We start from the raw sequence: 19,043 nt of genomic DNA on the forward strand, positions 1-19,043 counted from the left end.
GCCGCCGTCAGGTAGCAATTGGGGTATAGCGTTGGGGTATGCAGAGGATGACACGTGCCGCGGCCCGCAGGACGGCGATCGCGGCAACGGGACTGGACCGACCGCGACCGGTGAAGGTCACCGCCCGACACCTCAAGAAGGTCTTCGCCACCCTGGGACTGACCCAGATCGACTCAGTCGCCCGAGTCGTCCGATCCCACTATCTGCCCTTCTACTCTCGTCTGGGTCCCTACCCGCGGGAGACCCTCGACCGCCTCTTCTACTCTTCTCCGCGCATGGGCGTCGAGTACTGGGCACACGCCGCGGCCTTCGTGCCGCCGCAGACATGGAAGCACTTCGCCCGCGCCCACAGCGAATGGTGGCGCAACGACTTCGGACAGCGCCACCCGGAGACCGGGGAGGAGTTCCGAAACCTCCAGACTCGCGTCCTCACCGCCCTGTCCACCCGGCCGATGACGGCACGTGAAGTCGCCGAGGTGGTCGACCACGATCTGCCGGAGATCCACCGCGGACATTGGGGCTGGAATCCCAGCCAGGTGAAAGTCGCTCTCGAAGCGCTGTTCGCCGGTGGAGTCATCAGCGCCTCGGGACGCAACGACCACTTCGAACGCATCTATGCCCTGGCCCGTGACGTCTCACCCCAGCTGCCGCAGCTGCCATTGAATTACGGGCCGCCGGAGGATCCTCGGCTGGGGCTGGACCCGAATGCGGAGCTTCCACGCGGAATATCCGGGGTCGAAAACAATGTCTACGAACTCACCCGTATCGCGGCACGTGCCCTGGGGATCTCCCGGTCCGAGGACATCGCCGACTACTTTCGGCAGCGGCGGGCACCGACCGACGCCGCCATCATCGAACTCGTCGCTTCAGGAGAGCTGCGCGAAGTCGACGTCGAAGGTGTCCCCGCCTTGAAATGGCATGAGGCTCGGACCCCGCGCACCGTGAATGCCCGAGCGCTGCTGGCGCCGTTCGACCCTTTGGTCTTCTACCGGCCGCGCATCGAATGGCTCTTCGACTTCCACTACCGCATCGAGATCTACACCCCGGCGGCCAAGCGTGTGCACGGCTACTACGTCACTCCGTTCCTCCTCGGTGATCGCCTCGTCGGGCGAGTCGACCTGCACAGGGATCGGGCGGCGGGCATCCTGCGTGCTCACCAGGTGACATGGGAGCCGGGGGAGGAGCACATCACCGAGCTGACGGACGAGCTCATGACGATGGCTGCGTGGCTGGGCCTGACCGCCGTGGACCTCGAAGGTACTCACCTGCCATTAAGCTAGGGGCTATACAGTCGTTCGAGTCGTTGTCCGGCAGACATGCCGATTAGGAGAAAAGTGGCTAATTTCCTCGAGAAGCTTCTGCGCACAGGTGAAGGCAGAACTCTGAAGAAGCTCCGCCGATACACGGATGCCATCAATCAGCTGTCCGATGAGTTCAGCGAGATGACGGACACCGAACTGCGGGAGGAAACCGGCCGGTTCAAGGAGCGCTACAAGGACGGCGAGAGCCTCGACTCCCTGCTTCCCGAAGCCTTCGCCACCGTTCGCGAGGCATCGAGCCGGACCCTGGGTCTGCGGCACTTCGACGTCCAGCTCATGGGCGGCGCCGCCCTGCATCTGGGCAACATCGCCGAGATGAAGACCGGTGAGGGCAAGACTCTCGTCGCCACGGCCCCGGCCTACCTCAACGCGCTCACCGGCGATCCGGTCCACATCATCACGGTCAACGACTACCTGGCTACCTACCAGTCCGAACTGATGGGCCGCGTATTCCGTTTCCTCGGCATGGAGACCGGCTGCATCCAGGCGAATATGCCCTCGGACCTGCGCCGCAAGCAGTACGCCGCAGACATCACATACGGCACGAACAACGAGTTCGGCTTCGACTACCTGCGCGACAACATGGCCTGGTCCGCGGACGAGCTCGTCCAGCGCGGTCATGCCTTCGCCATCGTCGACGAGGTCGACTCGATCCTCATCGACGAGGCGCGCACCCCGCTCATCATCTCGGGTCCTGCCGAAGGCGATGCGAACCGCTGGTACGGCGAATTCGCCAAGGTCGTCAAGCGTCTGAAGACCGATCGCGACTACGAAGTCGATGAGAAGAAGCGCACCGTCGGCGTCCTCGAACCCGGAATCGAACGCGTCGAGGACTACCTGGGCATCGGCAACCTGTACGATGCGGAGAATACCCCGCTCATCAGCTTCCTCAACAACGCCATCCGCGCCAAGGAGCTGTTCAAGAAGGACAAGGACTACGTCGTCCTCGACGGCGAAGTCCTCATCGTCGACGAGCACACGGGGCGTGTGCTCAAGGGCCGCCGCTACAACGAGGGCCTGCACCAGGCCATCGAGGCGAAGGAAGGGGTGAAGGTTCAGGCAGAGAACCAGACCCTGGCGACGATCACTCTGCAGAACTTCTTCCGCCTCTACGAAAAGCTCTCGGGAATGACCGGTACGGCCGAGACCGAAGCCGCGGAATTCATGTCGACCTACAAGCTCGGTGTCGTCCCGATTCCGACGAACAAGCCGATGCAACGTGTCGACCAGTCCGACTTCGTCTATAAGAACGAGGTCGCGAAGTTCGACGCCGTCGTCGACGATATCGTCGAACGCCACGAGACCGGACAGCCCGTCCTCGTCGGCACGACGAGCGTCGAGAAGAGCGAATACCTGTCGAAGCACCTGGCCAAACGCGGCGTCAAGCATGAAGTCCTCAACGCGAAGAACCACGCCCGTGAGGCGTCGATCGTGGCGATGGCCGGACGCAAGAACGCCGTCACTGTGGCCACGAACATGGCCGGACGCGGTACCGACATCATGCTCGGCGGAAACGCCGAGTTCCTCGCGGTCGCGGAAATGGAACGTCGAGGCCTCGACCCCGCCGAGAACGAGGACCAGTACGAGTCCGAATGGCCGGAGGTGCTCAAGGCCGCCGAAGACAAGGTCAAGGAAGAGGCCGAAGAGGTCGTCGAGCTCGGAGGACTCTATGTGCTCGGCACCGAACGCCACGAATCCCGTCGCATCGACAATCAGCTGCGCGGACGCTCCGGCCGCCAGGGAGACCCCGGCGAATCCCGGTTCTACCTGTCTTTGACCGATGATCTCATGCGGCTCTTCGGTTCGGGGGCTGCCGAACGGATCATGGCCACAGCGAACGTGCCCGATGATGTGCCGCTGGAATCGAAGATGGTCTCCCGCGCCATCCTCTCGGCCCAGTCGCAGATCGAGCAGCGCAATGCCGAGCAGCGCAAGAACGTGCTCAAATACGATGATGTGCTCAACCGTCAGCGCACTGTGATCTACGATGAGCGCCGCCGTGTGCTCGACGGCGCCGACCTCGAAGATCAGGTCGCGAACTTCCGTGAAGAGGTCATCGACGCCTATGTCGCCCAGGCGACGACGGGACCGGTCGAGGAATGGCAGGTCGACGAGCTCTTCGAGGCTCTCGGAAAGATCTACTCACCGTCGATCACCCCCGACGACCTCGCCGAGGAACTCGGTGGCCTCGGCAACCTGACGAAGAACCGCCTCAATCAGGAGATCCAGTCCGACATCGCACTGTTCTACTCCCAGCGCGAAGAGGAACTCGGAGAGGATGCCACCCGCGAACTCGAACGCCGCGTGGTGCTCTCTGTCATCGACAAGCGCTGGCGTGAGCACCTCTACGAGATGGACTACCTCAAGAACGGCATCGGACTGCGGGCGATGGCCCAGCGCGATCCGCTGGTGGAATACCAGCGTGAGGGCTTCGAGATGTTCACTACCATGCAGGACGGGATCAAGGAGGACGTCGTTCGCCTGACCAATACTCTGCAGGTTCAGGTGACCTCATCGGCCGGTTCCGATGGTGACGAACCCGAGGTCGAGGTCGACGCTGAGGAGCTGCGTCACAAGACTCCCAAGATGCAGCTGTCGGCGCCGTCCGAGGGTGGTTCCGCCTCGGTTTCCGAATCCGAAGACGAAGACGAGCCGGCTCCGGTCAATCGCGCCGAACGTCGCGCGAAGAAGAAGGCCAAGAGCTGACTCCGAGCCGACAGCGGCTCACATCGTCTGCAGCGCAGTCAGCGTCCACCGGGTAGTGAGCAGTTCCAAGCGGACTGCCACCGCCCGGACGCGATTTGCGGCGGCGACGATGACTGTGACCTCGGCGATCTCAGGGCTGATCTGGCAGACGTGCGCCGTTCCCGGCCTCACCGTCCGTGTTCCTGGCACGGTCGCCCTGTGGGGTGCCACCTCGGCGCGCAGCTGACAGCGGTGGTCGATCTTCGCCAGCAGCTCCGGTTGGACCCATCGGGCGATCGTCTCGCTGCGTCTGACGCCGGAGAGGACTTCGAGGCAGGCTACCGCCAACGAGGTGGCCGTGGCCGCGATCCGTGCCCGGTCGTCCGCGATTTCCAGGCCCCGGACCTGCCCGCTGACCCGGCGATTCTGCGATTCCGTGGACGACGCTGCGACCTCTCGCCGAGGCGGTGCCGACGCCTGCGGCCGAGTGAGGGTGAGTGGGGCGGTCATTTCTGAATCTCCAATCTCTGACCTGCGATGATGAGGCTCGGATCGGGTCCGATGGTGTCCTCATTGGCGGCATAGACGTGCGCGACGAGCTGGGGGATCTCTTCTGGGGTCTCGGCCAGATCGGCAGCTATCGACCACAGGCTCTCCCCTTGAGCCACAACATGTGTGGCGGTTCCAGGATCCGTAGGCTCGGCGGCAGAGTCACTGTCGCCTGGCTCATTCGGCTCCCTGCTGTGGTCGGATTCGCCTGACCGGTCGGATTCGCCGGGCCCCTCCATCGGCCCGTTCGACGGCCGGTCGGTCGGTGGTGCTGAAGGCGCTCTGTCTACGGGCGGTTCTGTGGGCCAGCCGGGATCGGGCGGGCGGACTCGGTCGGGTGGCTCGGATTCCTTACGCGGCTTGGAACCGTCTGGCGGCTGCTCATCCTGAGACCGTCCCGCATCGTCGGATGGGTCCGCAGAGCTCTGATCATCGTCGATCGTCGGCCAGCCGGGGTCGGCAGGGGCGGACGGAGTATGCGCAGACGGCGCAGAGACGGAAGGAGCCTGTGCGGACGATGCGGGGTCAGGGCCGGGACCAGCGAGCGGTGCTGCTTGAGCGGAGTGGACCACGAGGCCGGCAGAGACGATGGCAAGAACACTCGACGCGAGTATCCGGGGCATTGCCTTGACGACCAATCCGGCAAGCGCCGATCGGAAACGGCCGGTGGGAAGGACCTGCAGCAGCAGGGCCAGCAGAGAGATGAGTCCGATCCGTGCGAACAGGAGCGATCCGGTGCCGATGATGGCGATGACAACGACGTCGCTGGTCGTCCACGGCTGAGGAAGCCGCTCCCACGCAGCGGCGAACGAACCGAGCAGGACCAGCCACGAACTCGCACATGCGATCAAGAGATACATCTAGACATCCTCCATTGGATATTGAACATAATGATGCCGTTAGATGTTATTTGGTGTCAATGGGTCAGATCTAACTACATGACTGTAGTTCGGTGCGTCTTCATTTCAAGTCTTGAAAGTGGACTACAGCTGGGGCAGGCTTGGCGATTATGGACGATCGGATCGATGCACTACTGGCGGATATCGAAGCCGCCGACGCGGCAGCGCAGGCGCACGTCAGGAGAGGCGAATTCGGTGACGAGGTGGCCGGTCAGGCGGCCGAGAGGACTCTGCTCGAACGGATGCGCGGGGCGCTGGGATCGACGGTGCAGGTGACGATGCCGGATCGGGATATCACGGGGACGGCGTGCTTCCTCGGTCGGAACATCATCGTCCTCGCCGGAGTCGAAGTCTCCGTCATTGCAATCAGGGCTGTCCGCGGATTCAGGCTGACCACGAGAGTGCATCGATTCGACGCTGGCGGGCTGGAGAGATTGGGCCTGGGATCGGCGCTGCGCCGCTGGTCAGCCGCCTATGAAGAGGTGTCGATCGATGTCGCGGACCGTGCGGGCAACATTCGGGGGCGATGCGCGCTCGTTGCTTCCGACTATGTCGAAATCGCTGGCAGGATCATTCCCTTCGCGGCGATCAACGCCGTCCACGCCCGGACGAATCCCTTCGGATGACTCGTTCATGTTGGAGATCAGAGCCGAAGCGAGTGGGTCAGTCCTCGATAGAACCGGTCTTGATCTGGTACTCGGTGCGCTCGTACATGCGCTGGATATACGCTTCGATCTCGGACTTCTCGACCCGCCACTGGCCGCGCCCTCCGACCTTGATGGCGCGGAGATCGCCGGAGCGGACCAGGGCCCGAGCCTGTGCGATCGAGACATTGAGCAGCTCGGCCACATCGGTCAGCGGCAGGAAGCGACTTTCGACGGCCATGAGGTGTCTTCTCCCATTCCAAATGTCCATCTGCCACCAGATGTCCATCTGCTTGTTAGTCCATTCGGCCAAAAACCTTGCTTTGGCATCATTTGATGCCCAATATTATCACTGAGAAGCAGTTTCTGTCAGCGAAACTTCTGCGAATCTGGAGATGCAATGGAGCTCTCGAAAAGAATCCGACGACCCCGCTGGACCGATGCGCGCCTCCTCGTCGGTGCGATGCTCGTCGTCCTCGCGGTCGTCGGAACCTACCTGCTCGTCACCTCGGCGAACTCGACCACCCGGGTCTGGGCGAGCGCACGCGCACTCGTCCCCGGTGAGATCCTCGAACCGGCCGACCTCACAGTGGCCGAGGTCAATCTCGCCGATCTCGGCAAGAAGTATCTCTCTGCCGATTCCGAGCTGCCGACGAACACGAGCGTGCGCAGCGTCGTGGCGGCAGGCGAACTGCTGGCTGCCTCGGCGGTGGCGCCAGTGTCAGAACTCGAGGGGCGAGTCGTAGCCATCGACATCGCCGGCTCAGTCCCGAGCGTCGTCGACTCGGGCAGCCTCGTCGACGTCTGGGCCCAGCCGGAGCAGAACGGGCTCGACGATGACGGCACACCGCCGGAGCAGATCGTCGATTCGGCCCCGGTCGCTCATATCAATCGAGACGTCGGCAGCTTCGGGGCAGGTGACGGCGCCCGCATCGAAGTGTTCGTCGGCTCGGTGGACCTGCCCGGCGTGCTTGCCGCACTCGACGGACGCAGTGTGCTCTCCGTGGTCGGTGCCCCGTCCGTTCCTGCCGATGAAAGCGAGCAGTGATGACGCAGGTCCTGCTGGCGGTCGACTTCGAATACGACCTCATCCTCTTCGAGCTGCTCAGCGAGATCGACGACGTCACGATCGTCGCCCGCCCCGCCGACGAGGTGGAGCTGCTGGCACACTGCCGCACCGGCGGAGCCGATGTCGTCATCATCGGCCGCTACTTTCCCGGCCTCGACGCGGAGGTGGTTGCCGCGATCACGGCCTCCGGTGCGAAGGTGCTCGGATTCGGCGACGACGCGCACGCCCTCGAAGCAGTCGGCATCAGCGCCGTCGTCGCAACGGACGCCGACGCGACGACGATGGCCGCGGCGATCGACGACCTCCGTGCCTCCACTGTGGTCCCGCCGCGCCCGATATCGCCGCCGGGGCCGGTCGGAGGAACGGGAATGGTCATCACGGTCTGGGGGACCGGTTCGTCGCCCGGACGCACTCTCACTGCCGTCAACCTCGCTGATCAGGCCTCCCGTCAGGGCAAGCGCAGCGTCGTCGTCGACGCTGACACGGTCTCCGGCATGGTCGCGTCCACCCTCGGGCTGACAGAGGAATCTTCGCATCTGGCCAGCCTCTGCCGGTCGCAGTCGGACCCGGTCGGGCGCTTCGGCGCGCATGCGGTGCCGCATGCATCGATCCGTGAGAGCTTCCATGCGGTGACCGGGCTGACTCGGCCCGAGAGGTGGCCGGAGATCCGTGCCTCCGTCCTCGAGTCTGTGCTCAAACGCGTGGCCAAGGTCTACGATGTCGTCATCGTCGACGTCAGCGACCGCATCGATCCCGATGACGACCTCGCCGACCCCTTCTACGATCGACACTGCGCCACCCGTGCCGCGCTCGAGGCCGCCGATATCGTGCTCGTCCTCGCAGCAGGGGAGCCGATCGGCCTGCAGCGACTGGTCAAACTCCTCGGCACACCACGGGCCGAGGCGGTGCGCGAGAAGATGCGGCTGGTGATCACGAAGGTGCGCCCGAGCGCGGTCGGCCATCCAGCTGAGACGCGGATCAGTGAAGTCCTCGACCGATTCGTCCGGATCACTCCGGACTTCATTCTCAGAGATGACCGGCCCACGGCCGATGCGGCGATGCTCGCCGGCCACACCCTGCACGAGCAGAATCCCCGGTCCGTCCTCGTCGGGGACCTCGCGGCGATGATCGACGAGCTGCTGCCGGGTCGCCGCCGTTCCCGCAGATCCGTCGGAGGCCGTGACCGTCGCGGCGCCGGCCGCCGGGGACGCCCGCAGAAAGTCAGGGTGAGCCAGGGGAGCGGACTACAGGACTAGGATGAGGGGCATGGCCATTCGCTGCTACATTCCCACCACCCTGACCGCGTTGCGTTCGACGCTGACCGACGTCCGCGCCGTCGCCCCCGACGCTCAGGGGCGCCGTCTGCGCGGTGAGGAGTTCGAATCCGCTGAATTCGACGCCATGTGCATCGCCGCGGCACTGGCCGCGAACGCAGTGTTCGCTCCTGCTGAAGCCGAGACCGGCACCGAGGCGGCTCCCGAGCGGCGTGTCATCGTGGCCTATGACGCCCCAGAGTCCAGCCCGGCCGCGCCGCTGACCGAAGGCTTCGAGCTCATCACCCTTGCCGATGTCGACATGGTCCGGATTGCGAGCTTCCACCTCGACGAGGACGCCGTCTGGGATGAGGCGGTGCAGCTGGCCGAGGACACGGACTCCAGTGCAGCCGAGGACCACCTCGGCGCTTCCGATCTGCTGTGGTACGACTCTTCCGAACTGGAACAGCTGCTCGGCGACCAGGCCTGAACCGACGCCGGCCCCGGGATCAGGCGGATTCGAAGCGGCGCAGCCGGTCGCTCAGGCGCTTCTCCAGGATCGGGACCACAGCCTGTTCGATCATTGCGCCGAACATCGGGATCGACGAGCTGATCTCGGCATGAGCGGCCAGCTTCGTCACTGACTCGGCCTCGCGCAGTTCGAGGACCGCATCGATCTCGACGGGGACGCCTGCGGCGCGTGCGGACATGCGGATCTCGGCATCATCACCGAGGACATCCCCGGGAATCATGTACACCTCGACCAGCACGGTGTTGTCGGGAAGCCGAGAGGCCAGAGCCGATGGAAGCTCAGCCTTGGGCATCGGGGTCCGCACGGTCATCTCCGTGTCGGGGTCGATGTATTCGGCACTGGCCTCGGAACCGAGCTTCTCCCACACGCCGGGGTCGGCGAGTTTGGCCAAGAATGTCGACAGATCAACCGAATATTCATGATTGAGAGTCAGAGATCGCATAGCTCCAGTTTGCCAGCGAATGAACGGTACTTCACCGTAGGCCGCTCGGCGTGCCTTTCTCGATATTTGGGCATAGTGTGGGGAATGACGATTCGGCGTCGAATCGCGTGACGAATGCTCGTTGATCATAGAGGTGAAACAGTGACTCAGGTCTCAATTTCGAACGTTGCAGAAGAGTGGAGAAAGCAGAGGGGGCAATCGGCTCCCGACAACTTCCTCGATGCGTACTATCCGCGGTTCGAAACAGGGGCGACCGATCCCGAGGCCTACGCGGCCGCGGCGGCCCGTCACTTCGCGCTCGGCACCGAATACGACGGGCAGAGACCGGCGATCGCGATCTACAATCCGAACGTCGACTCGCCGGAATTCAGCGACAACCACACGGTCATCGCCATCGTGCTCGCCGACATGCCCCATCTCGTGTCCTCGATCGTCAGCGACCTCGCTGCCAACGGCAGGGCGATCCGCCGCGTGCACCACCCGATCATCAGTGTCACCGGCAACGGCCCGGACGAGAAGATCCTCTCCCCGGCAGAAGCCCCCGCACTCAGTGCGGACACGGCGAGCATTCCGACGGTCTCCGAGGATCCTGCCGACAGCGAGGACGGCGCCCCACAGCAGCAGTCCTGGATCCGCCTCGAGATCGACCGCATCTCCGAAAGCGACTTCGATGCACTCGAAGAGCGGCTGCGCGGGGTCCTCGACTACGTGGCTGCGGCAGCGCGCGATGCCCAGGCGATGGCCGCGAAGGCCAAGGACATCGCCGCCGAGCTGAGCGCACACGCGCCGCGCCCGGAGCTGGCCTCCGAAGCCGAATCCGCCGCCGCCCTGCTCACCTGGCTCGACGGACACTTCACCTTCCTCGGCTACCGCGAATACGACTACACCCACGACGCCGAGCACAGCAGCCTCGAACCGATCGAGGACACCTCGATGGGCATCTCGGCCCTGCGCCCCCTCGTGAAGTCACCGCTCAGCCGGGCGGTCGCCGACAAAGCGCTCGAACCGCATGTGCTGGTGCTGACGAAGGCGAACTCCCGCTCCCGCGTCATCCGATCCTCATTCATGGACTACATCGGCGTGAAGACCTTCGATGCCGACGGTGAGATCGTCGGCGAGCGGCGCTTCGTCGGAGTGTTCAAACCCGAGTTCTACAACGACAGCGTCCTCAACATCCCGGTCATCGACAGGAAGGTCGCGAATATCCTCTCGGCCAGCGGATTCCCCACCGGATCCCACTCGGCCAATGAACTTCTCGGCGTCCTTGAGAACTATCCCCGCGAGGACCTGCTCCACGAGGGCACCGAGGAGATCTATGACGTCGTCATGGAGATCGTCGACATGCAGGAGCGTCGTGAGTCCCGCGTGTTCGTCCGCACCGACCCCTACCAGCGCTTCGTCTCCGTCATCCTCTACCTCCCGCGCGACCTCTACAACACCGACGCTCGAGTGCGCGTGCAGGAAGTGCTGCGCAAGTTCTACAACGCCGACAGCGTCGACTTCGATGTGCTGCTGAGTGAATCCGCGCTGGCCCGCATCCACTTCGTGGCCCGCGTCGCCCGTGACTGCGAACTGCCGCAGATCGGCGCCGACGAGGTCGAGGCACGCATCGTCGGGGCCGTTCGCTCCTGGTCCGAAGACGTCCACGCGTTCCTCGTCCCCGCCGAGACCGGCGATTCCGGCGCCTCGCATGCCCGGGCCGACCTGTGGTCGAAGGCGTTCCCTCCCAGCTACGGCGAGCACCACACCCCCGCCGAGGCGGTCGCCGATGTCGGTCGGTTCGAAGCCCTCGACGCCGGTCACGGTCCGGCGGTGCGCCTCTACCGTCCCGAACAGAACACCGATGCCTCTGTGCGCCTCGTCCTCTATCGTCGTGACCGGGTCAGCCTGTCCGAGGTCCTGCCCTTCCTCACGGCCTTCGGCGCCGACGTCGTCGACGAACGACCCCACGAACTCGACCTCGCCGACGGTTCCCATCGTTACATCTACGACTTCGGACTCAGCTTCTCCGAAGAGCTGGCCGATGACGACTACGACCGCATCGCCGAGGCCTTCATGGCCGGCTGGGACGGCAAGAAGGAAGCTGGGGTCTTCGACCGCCTCGTCGTCGCCGGACTCTCCTGGCAGCATGTGACGATCATCCGCGCACTGGGCAAGTACCTGCGCCAGGCGGGATTCACCTATTCCGACGCCTATGTCGGTGAGGTCTACAGCGACAACCCGCAGATCTCGAAGCTGCTCGTCGACTACTTCTCCGCCAAGTTCGATCCCGACGTCGACGACGCCGGACGCGAAGCGACGATGACCGAGATCGACGACGCGATCGAAGCCGCCCTCAGCGAAGTGGCCAGCCTCGACGCCGACCGTGTGCTGCGCTCCTCGCTGGAACTGCTGCGGGCGACCCTGCGCACGAACTACTACATCGACGAATCCGGTGCTCTGCCCACCGCCCTGGTGCTCAAGATCCGGCCCGACGAGCTCAGCTTCGTGCCGAAGCCGAAGCCGGCTCTGGAGATGTGGGTGTATTCCCCGCAGGTCGAGGGCGTGCACCTGCGTTTCGGCACCGTCGCCCGCGGAGGGCTACGGTGGTCGGATCGTCGCGATGACTTCCGCACCGAGGTCCTCGGTCTCGTCAAGGCCCAGATGGTCAAGAACGCGCTCATCGTGCCCACCGGGGCGAAGGGCGGCTTCTTCCCCAAGCAGCTGCCGCCGATGAGCGATCGGGACGCGTGGATGGCCGCCGGTCAGGTCGCCTACGAGGTGTTCATCGAAAGCATGCTCGAGGTTGCGGACAACCTCACCTACGGCAGCGACGACTCCAGCGTCGTCGTCCACCCCGACCGTGTCGTCCGCCACGATGGAGACGACTACTATCTCGTCGTCGCCGCCGACAAGGGCACGGCACGGTTCTCCGATGTGGCCAACGCGATCGCCGAACGCCGCGGATTCTGGCTCGGCGACGCCTTCGCATCGGGCGGATCGGTCGGCTACGACCACAAGGCGATGGCCATCACCTCCCGGGGCGCGTGGAAATCCGTCGAACGCCACTTCCGCGAACTCGGACTCAACACCGCCGCCGAGGACTTCACCGTCGTGGGCATCGGCGATATGAGCGGTGACGTCTTCGGCAACGGCATGCTGCGCAGCGAGCACATCCGCCTCGTCGCGGCATTCGACCACCGGGACATCTTCCTCGATCCGAACCCCGACGCCGCCCGCAGCTTCGTCGAACGCCAACGCCTCTTCGACCTGCCGCGTTCGAGCTGGCAGGACTACGACAGGGACCTCATCTCCTCAGGAGGCGGAGTCTTCTCCCGGTCGGCGAAGTCGATCGACCTCAGCCCCGAAGCCGCCTCGGTGCTCGGAGTCGAACCCGGAAAGCGCAGCCCCGCCGACCTCATGTCGGAGATCCTCAAGGCACCGGTCGACCTCGTCTACAACGGCGGTATCGGCACCTATATCAAGGCCTCGAGCGAGAGCCACGCCGACGTCGGCGATAAGTCCAACGATGCCATCCGCATCGACGGCGCCGATGTGCGGGCGCGGGTGATCGGCGAGGGCGGCAATCTCGGTGTGACACAGCTGGGACGTGTCGAGGCCGCCCTGGGCGGCGTCGAGGTCAACACCGACGCCGTCGACAACTCGGCCGGCGTCGACAGCTCCGACCACGAGGTCAACATCAAGCTGCTCCTGCGTACGCTCTTGCACAAGGGAGCCTTCGCCGCGGAAGAACGGGAGGCGGTCCTGCACTCGTTCACAGACCAGGTCGCCGACCGGGTGCTGGCGAACAACTACTCGCAGAACGTCGTCCTCGGCGAGGCTCGGGCCCAGACCGAATCGATGTCGGGCACCTATGGCCGGCTGCTGGGCTATCTGGAGAAGAACGCCGATCTCGACCGGGCGGTCGAATTCCTGCCCAACGCCGATGAGCTCGCCAAACGCGAGTTCAGCTACTACGTGTCGCCTGAACTGGCCGTGCTGCTGGCCTATGTGAAGATGCACGCCGCCGATGAGGTCCTTGCCAGCACCGTGCCGGATGAGACGTGGATGCGGCGCGAACTCGTGTCCTACTTCCCGGATGCTCTGCAGGAGAAATACGGCGAACTCATCCCCGTACACCCGCTGCACCGGGAGATCGCGACGGCGAAGCTCGTCAACCGGCTCGTCGACCGCGGCGGACTGACCTACATCTACCGGATGTTGGAAGAGACGCCGGCGTCGGTGCCGCAGATCGCACGCGTGTTCGTCGTGGTCTCGGAGATCTTCGGACTCGATGACTTCTTCGACGCAGTGTGCGCACTCGACAACCAGGTGCCGACCGAGGTGCAGGTGAAACTCCAGCACGACTATGTGCGTGTCCTCGATCGTTCCTCGCGCTGGCTCGTGCAGCAGGCGCCGGACAGCCTCGACGTCGATTCCGGCATCGAGATGTACGGCAAGGTCGTCGAAGCACTGCGCTCCCGGGTCCCGGACCTCGTCGACGGCTACGATGCCGAGACCATGCAGGCGAAGGCGCAGAGCTACATCGACGAAGGCGTGCCGAGCGAACTCGCGTGGCGCTCCGCCGCCCTGCTCGACGAGTTCGTGCTGCTCGACATCACCCAGCTGGCAGCTCGGGCGAACGAATCCGCCGAGGATGTCGCAGAGGTCTACTACGCCGTGAACGAACGCTTCTCCGGTTCGCAGATCCTCACCCTCATCGGAGAGCTCGATCGCAGCGACCGGTGGTCTGCGCTGGCCCGCGGATCCATGCGTGACGACTACTACGCCGCGATCCTGTCGGTGACCGGCACGGTTCTGGCCGCCACGGATTCGCCGATCTCCGGAACCCCGGACGAACGGGCGAAGCAGCGCCTGGCCGAATGGCTCGAACGCAACGAGACTGTCGTGGGGCGGGTGCTGGAGACGACGGAGACGATCCTCGGTCTCGATTCCGTCACCCAGGCGCCGCTGTCTGTGCTGCTGCGCTCACTGCGGTCGATGGTCCGCTCCTCGGCCTGGGAGAGCGAACACAACGGCTGAGGCCGATTGCGGTCGCGGTCGACACCATGGTCGGCCGCGATCGGCAGTGCGTCCGCGACCGGCCGGACACTCCTGATCGGTTCGACAGCGGTGACCGGCAGGGCGACCACGATCGGCAGGTCAGTTGGGATCGTGCGGACACAGTCGCCTCGGTGGGTCCGAACACCGACCGATTAAGTGGTAGCGTCTGAACATCGACATCTCAGCAGATCCGCGCAACGCGGGTCTGCTGATCTCACCTTGGAGGAACGTATGGTGCTCAACGAACTGCTGGCGGCCGAGGGCATCACGGATGAGTCAGACGTCGAACACATCCATCTGCTCGTCGGCGACTGGCAGCTGTTGGCCGATCTCTCCTTCGCCGATCTCGTGCTGTGGGTGCCGTCGCCCAACGGTGCCTACACGGTCCTGGCTCATGCCCGATCGACGACCGGGGCGACATTGTTCAACCGGGATCTGATCGGAGCGCGTGCGACCGGTCTGGAGAAAGAGCTGCTTGACCGGGCCAGCAGCACCCGCAGCTCTGTCTCCCACGTTGCCGCGGCCCGAGAGATGGGAATCAGCGCCGGATCCTCTGACGTCGACATCCTCGCCGAGGCGGTGCCGATCATCCGCAGCGGCGAGGCCATCGCGCTCGTCGTCCGGTATTCGGAGGAGGTCCGACGCAGAGGTTCGTCTCGCCTGGAGAAGTACTACCGGGAAACGGCGATGGCTCTGATGCGGATGGTCGTGCAGGGAACGTTCCCCGATCGCGATGCCCCGTCCGGGGCCCGGCACGGCGAACCGCGAGTCGGCGACGGCATCTTCATCCTCGACCGCGATTCGCATGTGCAGTATGCCTCCCCGAACGCCGTATCGCTCATGCACCGGCTCGGCTACGGAGGAGAGATCGAAGGCAGCTATCTCTCCGAGGTGGTCTCGAACCTCAGTGCAGAGCTGCGTCAGGTCGATGAGACCCTCCCACTGGTGCTCACCGGGCGTGCCCCGTGGCGGACCGAACTCGAAGTCGGGCGAACGAGTGTGTCCCTGCGCGCGATTCCGCTGACGGACGAGGGTGAGCGGGTCGGTGCGATCGTCCTCGCCCGTGACGTCTCAGAGATCCGTCGCCGCAAACGCGAGCTGCTCTCCCGCGACGCGATGATCAAGGAGATGCACCACAGGGTGAAGAACAATCTGCAGACCGTGTCCGCCCTGCTGCGGCTGCAGACCCGCCGCATCGACAGCCCCGAGGCCAAGGGGGCGCTGACCGAGGCGATGCGCCGGGTCTCGATCATAGCCGTGGTCCACGATGTGCTCAGTCAAGGCGTCGAATCCGAAGTGGACTTCGACGAAGTCGTCGACAAGGGACTGCGTCTGACTCCCGAGCTGACCAGCCCGCTGGTGCATATCGAACTCAAACGGTGCGGAAGCTTCGGAACCATCTCCTCCGCCGATGCCACCTCTCTGGCCCTGGCCATCACGGAGCTGATCACGAACGCGATCGAACACGGATTCCCCACCGAGAACCTCGAGAATCTGGAACCGGGGGAGACGCTCAACGGCCATGTGTGGGTGACCCCGGAACGCAACGGCGATCACCTGAGCGTGACGATCGCCGATGACGGCATCGGGTTGGGAGAGACGCAGAATCCGGGCAATGGTCTGGGCACGCAGATTGTGCGCACGCTGGTCTCGGCCGACCTGGCAGGTTCGATCCAATGGCAGGCGCGCGAAGGCGGCGGAACAGTTGCCGTCCTCGACGTTCCGCTGCGCCCGGACTCCTACGACTGAGCGAGGCCCGTCGGACCGACCCGCAGAGCTGCCACGCTCCGGTGTCGGTCGACATTCGGCCGGACGCTCGTGCGCGCACACGACTGAGTCCCTTGTTCCGACGGCGATCTTTCGCCGTCGGGACAAGGGACTCAGTCTTCGGTGCAGGTGTGGCTGGTGATTCAGTTATGGCTTCGGCAGTCCGGGGGAACCGCCTTCTCAATGGCCGGCGACTCAGCCGGCGCGGCGGGCGCGAGCGGCACGACGCTTGAGCGCGCGGCGCTCGTCCTCGCTCAGACCGCCCCAGACTCCGGCATCCTGACCGGATTCGAGGGCCCACTGCAGGCAGGTCTCTGCGACTTCACAACGGCGACAGACAGTCTTTGCTTCCTCAATCTGGAGCAGCGCGGGTCCGGTGTTGCCGATCGGGAAGAAGAGCTCCGGATCCTCATTGAGGCATGCTGCACGGTGTCGCCAATCCATGGTGACCTTTCGACGAATTCAGTGAACGCGGTTGGCTACGCCCGAATTCCGGGCGTGCAACTCTCACAGTCAAGGTTCACATAACGCAATTGGGCGCACAAGGGTCCGGCAGTGTGAAATTTCTGACAAGAATTTTCCCCATTGTCCTGCTATGAGGGCGATCGCGCAAATCGGTCCGCGATTCGTCTTTTCGGGCCTGTCTGAGCGTCTCCGCCTAGACTGTCAGGCACATGCAGACAGCAGGTGAATGCACATAGACATCACGTGAACCAATGGAGGACTCATGACCAACGATCTCGCCAGCCCACGCATCGTCTCCGTCGGCGGACACACACCTCAGATCGATCCGGAGGCGTTCGTCGCAGCCGGTGCCACTCTCGTCGGCGACGTGCACGTGAAGAAGGGCGCCAGCGTCTTCTACGGCTGTGTTCTGCGCGCCGAAGCCGCCCCGATCACGATCGGTGAGGACTCGAACGTACAGGACAACACCGTCATGCACACCGACGCCGGCAAACCCGTCGTCATCGGCGCCCGCGTCTCCATCGGCCACCAAGCGCTCGTCCACGGTGCCGTGGTCGATGACGATGTGCTCATCGGAATGCACTCCACAGTGCTCAACGACGCCCATATCGGCAGCGAGTCCCTCGTCGCCGCGGGCGCCGTCGTCCTCGAAGGCACGCAGATCCCCGCACGGTCGCTCGTCGCCGGTGTGCCCGCGAAGGTGCGCCGGGAGATGACCGATGAAGGAGTGGAGAAGGTCCGGCAGAACGCCCAGTCCTATGTGCGTCTGTCGACCCTGCACAAGGACACCGCCGAGGTGGTCGACCCGAACTGATCGGACCGTAACCGGACCGATTGCGGACCGGCCCAGGCCCGATCTCCACCAGATCCCAAAGGAACCATTCGGTCGATCCCCAGGGGGCCGTTCGCCAGCATCGTGGCGATTTGAGACAATCAGTATGTGAACACTGAATTTGATTCCACTGCAGATCGCGTCGTCATCATCGGCGGCGGCCCCGGCGGCTACGAAGCCGCGCTCGTCGCGGCTCAGCTCGGTGCCGATGTCATGCTCATCGAGCAGAATCGGTGCGGTGGTTCCGCCGTGCTCACCGACGTCGTGCCGTCGAAGTCGCTCATCGCCACCGCCGAGATGATGGACGAGATCGAGCGCTCCGACGGGCTCGGAATCCGGATCGAGAACTCCGAGGACACCGAGGCCGTTGCGCGCCGAGTCACCGCCGACCTCGAAGCGGTCAACAAGCGCATCCTCTCCCTCGCCGACGCTCAGGCCAACGACATCTACGAGGGCCTCATTCGGGCCGGTGTCAAAGCCATCCAGGGCAAGGCGACTCTGGCCGGTCGCGACCAGGTCCATGTCGTCGAATCCGGCGGCACCGAGTACACCCTCGAGGCCTCGACGATCCTGCTCTCGGTCGGCGCCCACCCGCGTGAGCTGCCCACTGCGCAGCCTGACGGTGAGCGCATCCTCACCTGGACTCAGCTGTACGACCTCGACGAACTGCCCGAGCACCTCATCGTCGTCGGTTCCGGTGTCACCGGTGCCGAGTTCGCTTCGGCTTATCGGGCACTGGGCACCGAGGTGACCCTCGTGTCCTCGCGTGAGAAGGTCCTGCCCGGCCAGGACGAGGACGCAGCCGATGTGCTCGAATTCGTCTTCCGCAACAAGGGCATGAATGTCCTCTCCCGCTCCCGCGCCGCCTCGGTGACTCGCACCGACGACGGAGTCGAAGTCGTGCTCGCCGATGGTCGCCGTGTCGAAGGATCCCACTGCCTCATGGCCGTCGGTTCGATTCCGAACACCGAAGGTCTCGGCCTGGAGAAGGCCGGTGTCCGGGTCAGCGAATCCGGACACATCGTCGTCGACGGCGTTTCGCGGACCTCGCGGGCCGGAATCTACGCGGCCGGTGACTGCACCGGTGTGCTGCCGCTGGCCTCGGTGGCCGCGATGCAGGGGCGGATCGCCATGAACCACGCGCTCGGCGACGCCGTGCAGCCTCTCAAATTGCGCAATGTAGCATCGAACGTGTTCACCGCACCCGAGATCGCCACCGTCGGCTTCACTCAGCAGAACTACCGCGAGAACCCGACGGACATCGACACCGTGATGCTGCCGCTGGACACGAACCCGCGCGCCAAGATGCTCGGCATCGAGGACGGCTTCGTCAAGATCTTCGCTCGGCGCGGATCCGGCTCCATCCTCGGCGGAGTCGTCGTCGGTCCCCGAGCCAGTGAGCTCATTCTGCCGATCACCATGGCAGTGGAGAACCGGCTGACCGTCGATCAGCTCTCCGCCTCCTTCGTCGTCTACCCCTCGGTGAGCGGTTCGCTGACCGAAGCGGCACGGAAGCTCCACCGTCACCTCTGAATCGTCGATCC

At 64.6% G+C, this 19,043-nt stretch carries 15 protein-coding genes; 10 read left to right on the top strand and 5 right to left on the bottom strand.

Annotated features, from left to right (window positions below; genetic code table 11):
* Positions 1-38: 38 nt before the first annotated feature.
* Entirely contained in the window at positions 39-1,280 is a 1,242-nt protein-coding gene (locus ACOZ9V_RS07285; RefSeq protein ID WP_434594816.1) for a winged helix-turn-helix domain-containing protein, read from the top strand.
* A 54-nt stretch (positions 1,281-1,334) separates the two neighbouring features.
* Positions 1,335-4,025, top strand: coding sequence for a preprotein translocase subunit SecA (gene secA, locus ACOZ9V_RS07290; protein ID WP_139907480.1), 2,691 nt, complete (start codon positions 1,335-1,337; stop codon positions 4,023-4,025).
* A gap of 18 nt (positions 4,026-4,043) precedes the next feature.
* On the opposite strand, the gene ACOZ9V_RS07295 is transcribed toward secA, so the two are convergent.
* Positions 4,044-4,514 carry an Rv3235 family protein gene (locus ACOZ9V_RS07295; RefSeq protein WP_139466776.1) on the bottom strand — a complete coding sequence of 157 codons (471 nt, stop codon included), beginning with the start codon at positions 4,512-4,514 and terminating at the stop codon, positions 4,044-4,046.
* Complete coding sequence (locus ACOZ9V_RS07300; protein ID WP_434594820.1) at positions 4,511-5,413, bottom strand: hypothetical protein; 903 nt, start codon at positions 5,411-5,413, stop codon at positions 4,511-4,513. The genes ACOZ9V_RS07295 and ACOZ9V_RS07300 overlap by 4 nt, the downstream gene beginning before the upstream one ends.
* A gap of 149 nt (positions 5,414-5,562) precedes the next feature.
* Between ACOZ9V_RS07300 and ACOZ9V_RS07305 the strand changes: the two genes are divergently transcribed.
* The gene (locus tag ACOZ9V_RS07305) at positions 5,563-6,078 is read left to right on the top strand and encodes a hypothetical protein (RefSeq protein WP_434594822.1); all 516 of its coding nucleotides are present in this window, start codon (positions 5,563-5,565) and stop codon (positions 6,076-6,078) included.
* Positions 6,079-6,115: 37 nt separating this feature from the next.
* Here the strand turns inward: ACOZ9V_RS07305 and ACOZ9V_RS07310 are convergent, their stop codons facing one another.
* Positions 6,116-6,337: a helix-turn-helix domain-containing protein gene (locus tag ACOZ9V_RS07310; protein WP_025780784.1), complete on the bottom strand. Its 222-nt coding sequence runs from the start codon at positions 6,335-6,337 to the stop codon at positions 6,116-6,118.
* Positions 6,338-6,496: 159 nt separating this feature from the next.
* On the opposite strand from ACOZ9V_RS07310, the gene ACOZ9V_RS07315 reads away from it, so the two are divergent.
* Genes ACOZ9V_RS07315 through ACOZ9V_RS07325 form a run of 3 tightly spaced genes read left to right on the top strand, consistent with a single transcriptional unit; the run spans position 6,497 to position 8,908 of the window.
* Positions 6,497-7,144, top strand: coding sequence for a flagella basal body P-ring formation protein FlgA (locus ACOZ9V_RS07315; RefSeq protein ID WP_434594825.1), 648 nt, complete (start codon positions 6,497-6,499; stop codon positions 7,142-7,144).
* Complete coding sequence (locus tag ACOZ9V_RS07320; RefSeq protein WP_434594828.1) at positions 7,144-8,421, top strand: AAA family ATPase; 1,278 nt, start codon at positions 7,144-7,146, stop codon at positions 8,419-8,421. Before ACOZ9V_RS07315 ends, ACOZ9V_RS07320 begins: the two co-directional genes overlap by 1 nt.
* 10 nt (positions 8,422-8,431) lie before the next feature.
* Positions 8,432-8,908: a DUF6912 family protein gene (locus tag ACOZ9V_RS07325; RefSeq protein WP_139466789.1), complete on the top strand. Its 477-nt coding sequence runs from the start codon at positions 8,432-8,434 to the stop codon at positions 8,906-8,908.
* 19 nt (positions 8,909-8,927) lie between these two features.
* Here ACOZ9V_RS07325 and ACOZ9V_RS07330 read toward each other — a convergent pair whose 3' ends face one another.
* Positions 8,928-9,392, bottom strand: a complete 465-nt coding sequence (locus ACOZ9V_RS07330) for a DUF2505 domain-containing protein (RefSeq protein WP_139466790.1) — start codon at positions 9,390-9,392, stop codon at positions 8,928-8,930.
* 141 nt (positions 9,393-9,533) lie between these two features.
* Here ACOZ9V_RS07330 and ACOZ9V_RS07335 point away from each other — a divergent pair, with 141 nt between their 5' ends.
* Positions 9,534-14,414: an NAD-glutamate dehydrogenase gene (locus tag ACOZ9V_RS07335; protein WP_434594832.1), complete on the top strand. Its 4,881-nt coding sequence runs from the start codon at positions 9,534-9,536 to the stop codon at positions 14,412-14,414.
* Positions 14,415-14,666: 252 nt separating this feature from the next.
* The gene (locus tag ACOZ9V_RS07340; protein WP_248283827.1) at positions 14,667-16,184 is read left to right on the top strand and encodes a sensor histidine kinase; all 1,518 of its coding nucleotides are present in this window, start codon (positions 14,667-14,669) and stop codon (positions 16,182-16,184) included.
* Positions 16,185-16,397: 213 nt separating this feature from the next.
* On the opposite strand, the gene ACOZ9V_RS07345 is transcribed toward ACOZ9V_RS07340, so the two are convergent.
* Positions 16,398-16,646 carry a WhiB family transcriptional regulator gene (locus tag ACOZ9V_RS07345; RefSeq protein ID WP_009374875.1) on the bottom strand — a complete coding sequence of 83 codons (249 nt, stop codon included), beginning with the start codon at positions 16,644-16,646 and terminating at the stop codon, positions 16,398-16,400.
* A gap of 283 nt (positions 16,647-16,929) precedes the next feature.
* Here ACOZ9V_RS07345 and ACOZ9V_RS07350 point away from each other — a divergent pair, with 283 nt between their 5' ends.
* Both ACOZ9V_RS07350 and ACOZ9V_RS07355 read left to right on the top strand, forming a co-directional pair.
* Entirely contained in the window at positions 16,930-17,481 is a 552-nt protein-coding gene (locus ACOZ9V_RS07350; RefSeq protein WP_139466793.1) for a gamma carbonic anhydrase family protein, read from the top strand.
* Positions 17,482-17,607: 126 nt separating this feature from the next.
* Positions 17,608-19,032: an NAD(P)H-quinone dehydrogenase gene (locus tag ACOZ9V_RS07355; RefSeq protein ID WP_139466795.1), complete on the top strand. Its 1,425-nt coding sequence runs from the start codon at positions 17,608-17,610 to the stop codon at positions 19,030-19,032.
* Positions 19,033-19,043 lie beyond the last annotated feature (11 nt).

It is taken from the genome of Brevibacterium sp. 1718 (genome assembly GCF_051131255.1).
GTDB classification, from domain to species: domain Bacteria; phylum Actinomycetota; class Actinomycetes; order Actinomycetales; family Brevibacteriaceae; genus Brevibacterium; species Brevibacterium sediminis.

Excerpts from the sequence above, each read along its gene's own strand:
- ACOZ9V_RS07295 (WP_139466776.1), bottom strand. The coding sequence starts at position 4,514 with ATGACCGCCCCACTCACCCTCACTCGGCCGCAGGCGTCGGCACCGCCT.
- ACOZ9V_RS07345 (WP_009374875.1), bottom strand. The coding sequence starts at position 16,646 with ATGGATTGGCGACACCGTGCAGCATGCCTCAATGAGGATCCGGAGCTC.
- ACOZ9V_RS07330 (WP_139466790.1), bottom strand. The coding sequence starts at position 9,392 with ATGCGATCTCTGACTCTCAATCATGAATATTCGGTTGATCTGTCGACA.
- ACOZ9V_RS07340 (WP_248283827.1), top strand. The coding sequence starts at position 14,667 with ATGGTGCTCAACGAACTGCTGGCGGCCGAGGGCATCACGGATGAGTCA.
- ACOZ9V_RS07325 (WP_139466789.1), top strand. The coding sequence starts at position 8,432 with ATGGCCATTCGCTGCTACATTCCCACCACCCTGACCGCGTTGCGTTCG.
- ACOZ9V_RS07300 (WP_434594820.1), bottom strand. The coding sequence starts at position 5,413 with ATGTATCTCTTGATCGCATGTGCGAGTTCGTGGCTGGTCCTGCTCGGT.
- ACOZ9V_RS07310 (WP_025780784.1), bottom strand. The coding sequence starts at position 6,337 with ATGGCCGTCGAAAGTCGCTTCCTGCCGCTGACCGATGTGGCCGAGCTG.
- ACOZ9V_RS07320 (WP_434594828.1), top strand. The coding sequence starts at position 7,144 with ATGACGCAGGTCCTGCTGGCGGTCGACTTCGAATACGACCTCATCCTC.
- ACOZ9V_RS07285 (WP_434594816.1), top strand. The coding sequence starts at position 39 with ATGCAGAGGATGACACGTGCCGCGGCCCGCAGGACGGCGATCGCGGCA.
- ACOZ9V_RS07305 (WP_434594822.1), top strand. The coding sequence starts at position 5,563 with ATGGACGATCGGATCGATGCACTACTGGCGGATATCGAAGCCGCCGAC.
- ACOZ9V_RS07315 (WP_434594825.1), top strand. The coding sequence starts at position 6,497 with ATGGAGCTCTCGAAAAGAATCCGACGACCCCGCTGGACCGATGCGCGC.
- ACOZ9V_RS07350 (WP_139466793.1), top strand. The coding sequence starts at position 16,930 with ATGACCAACGATCTCGCCAGCCCACGCATCGTCTCCGTCGGCGGACAC.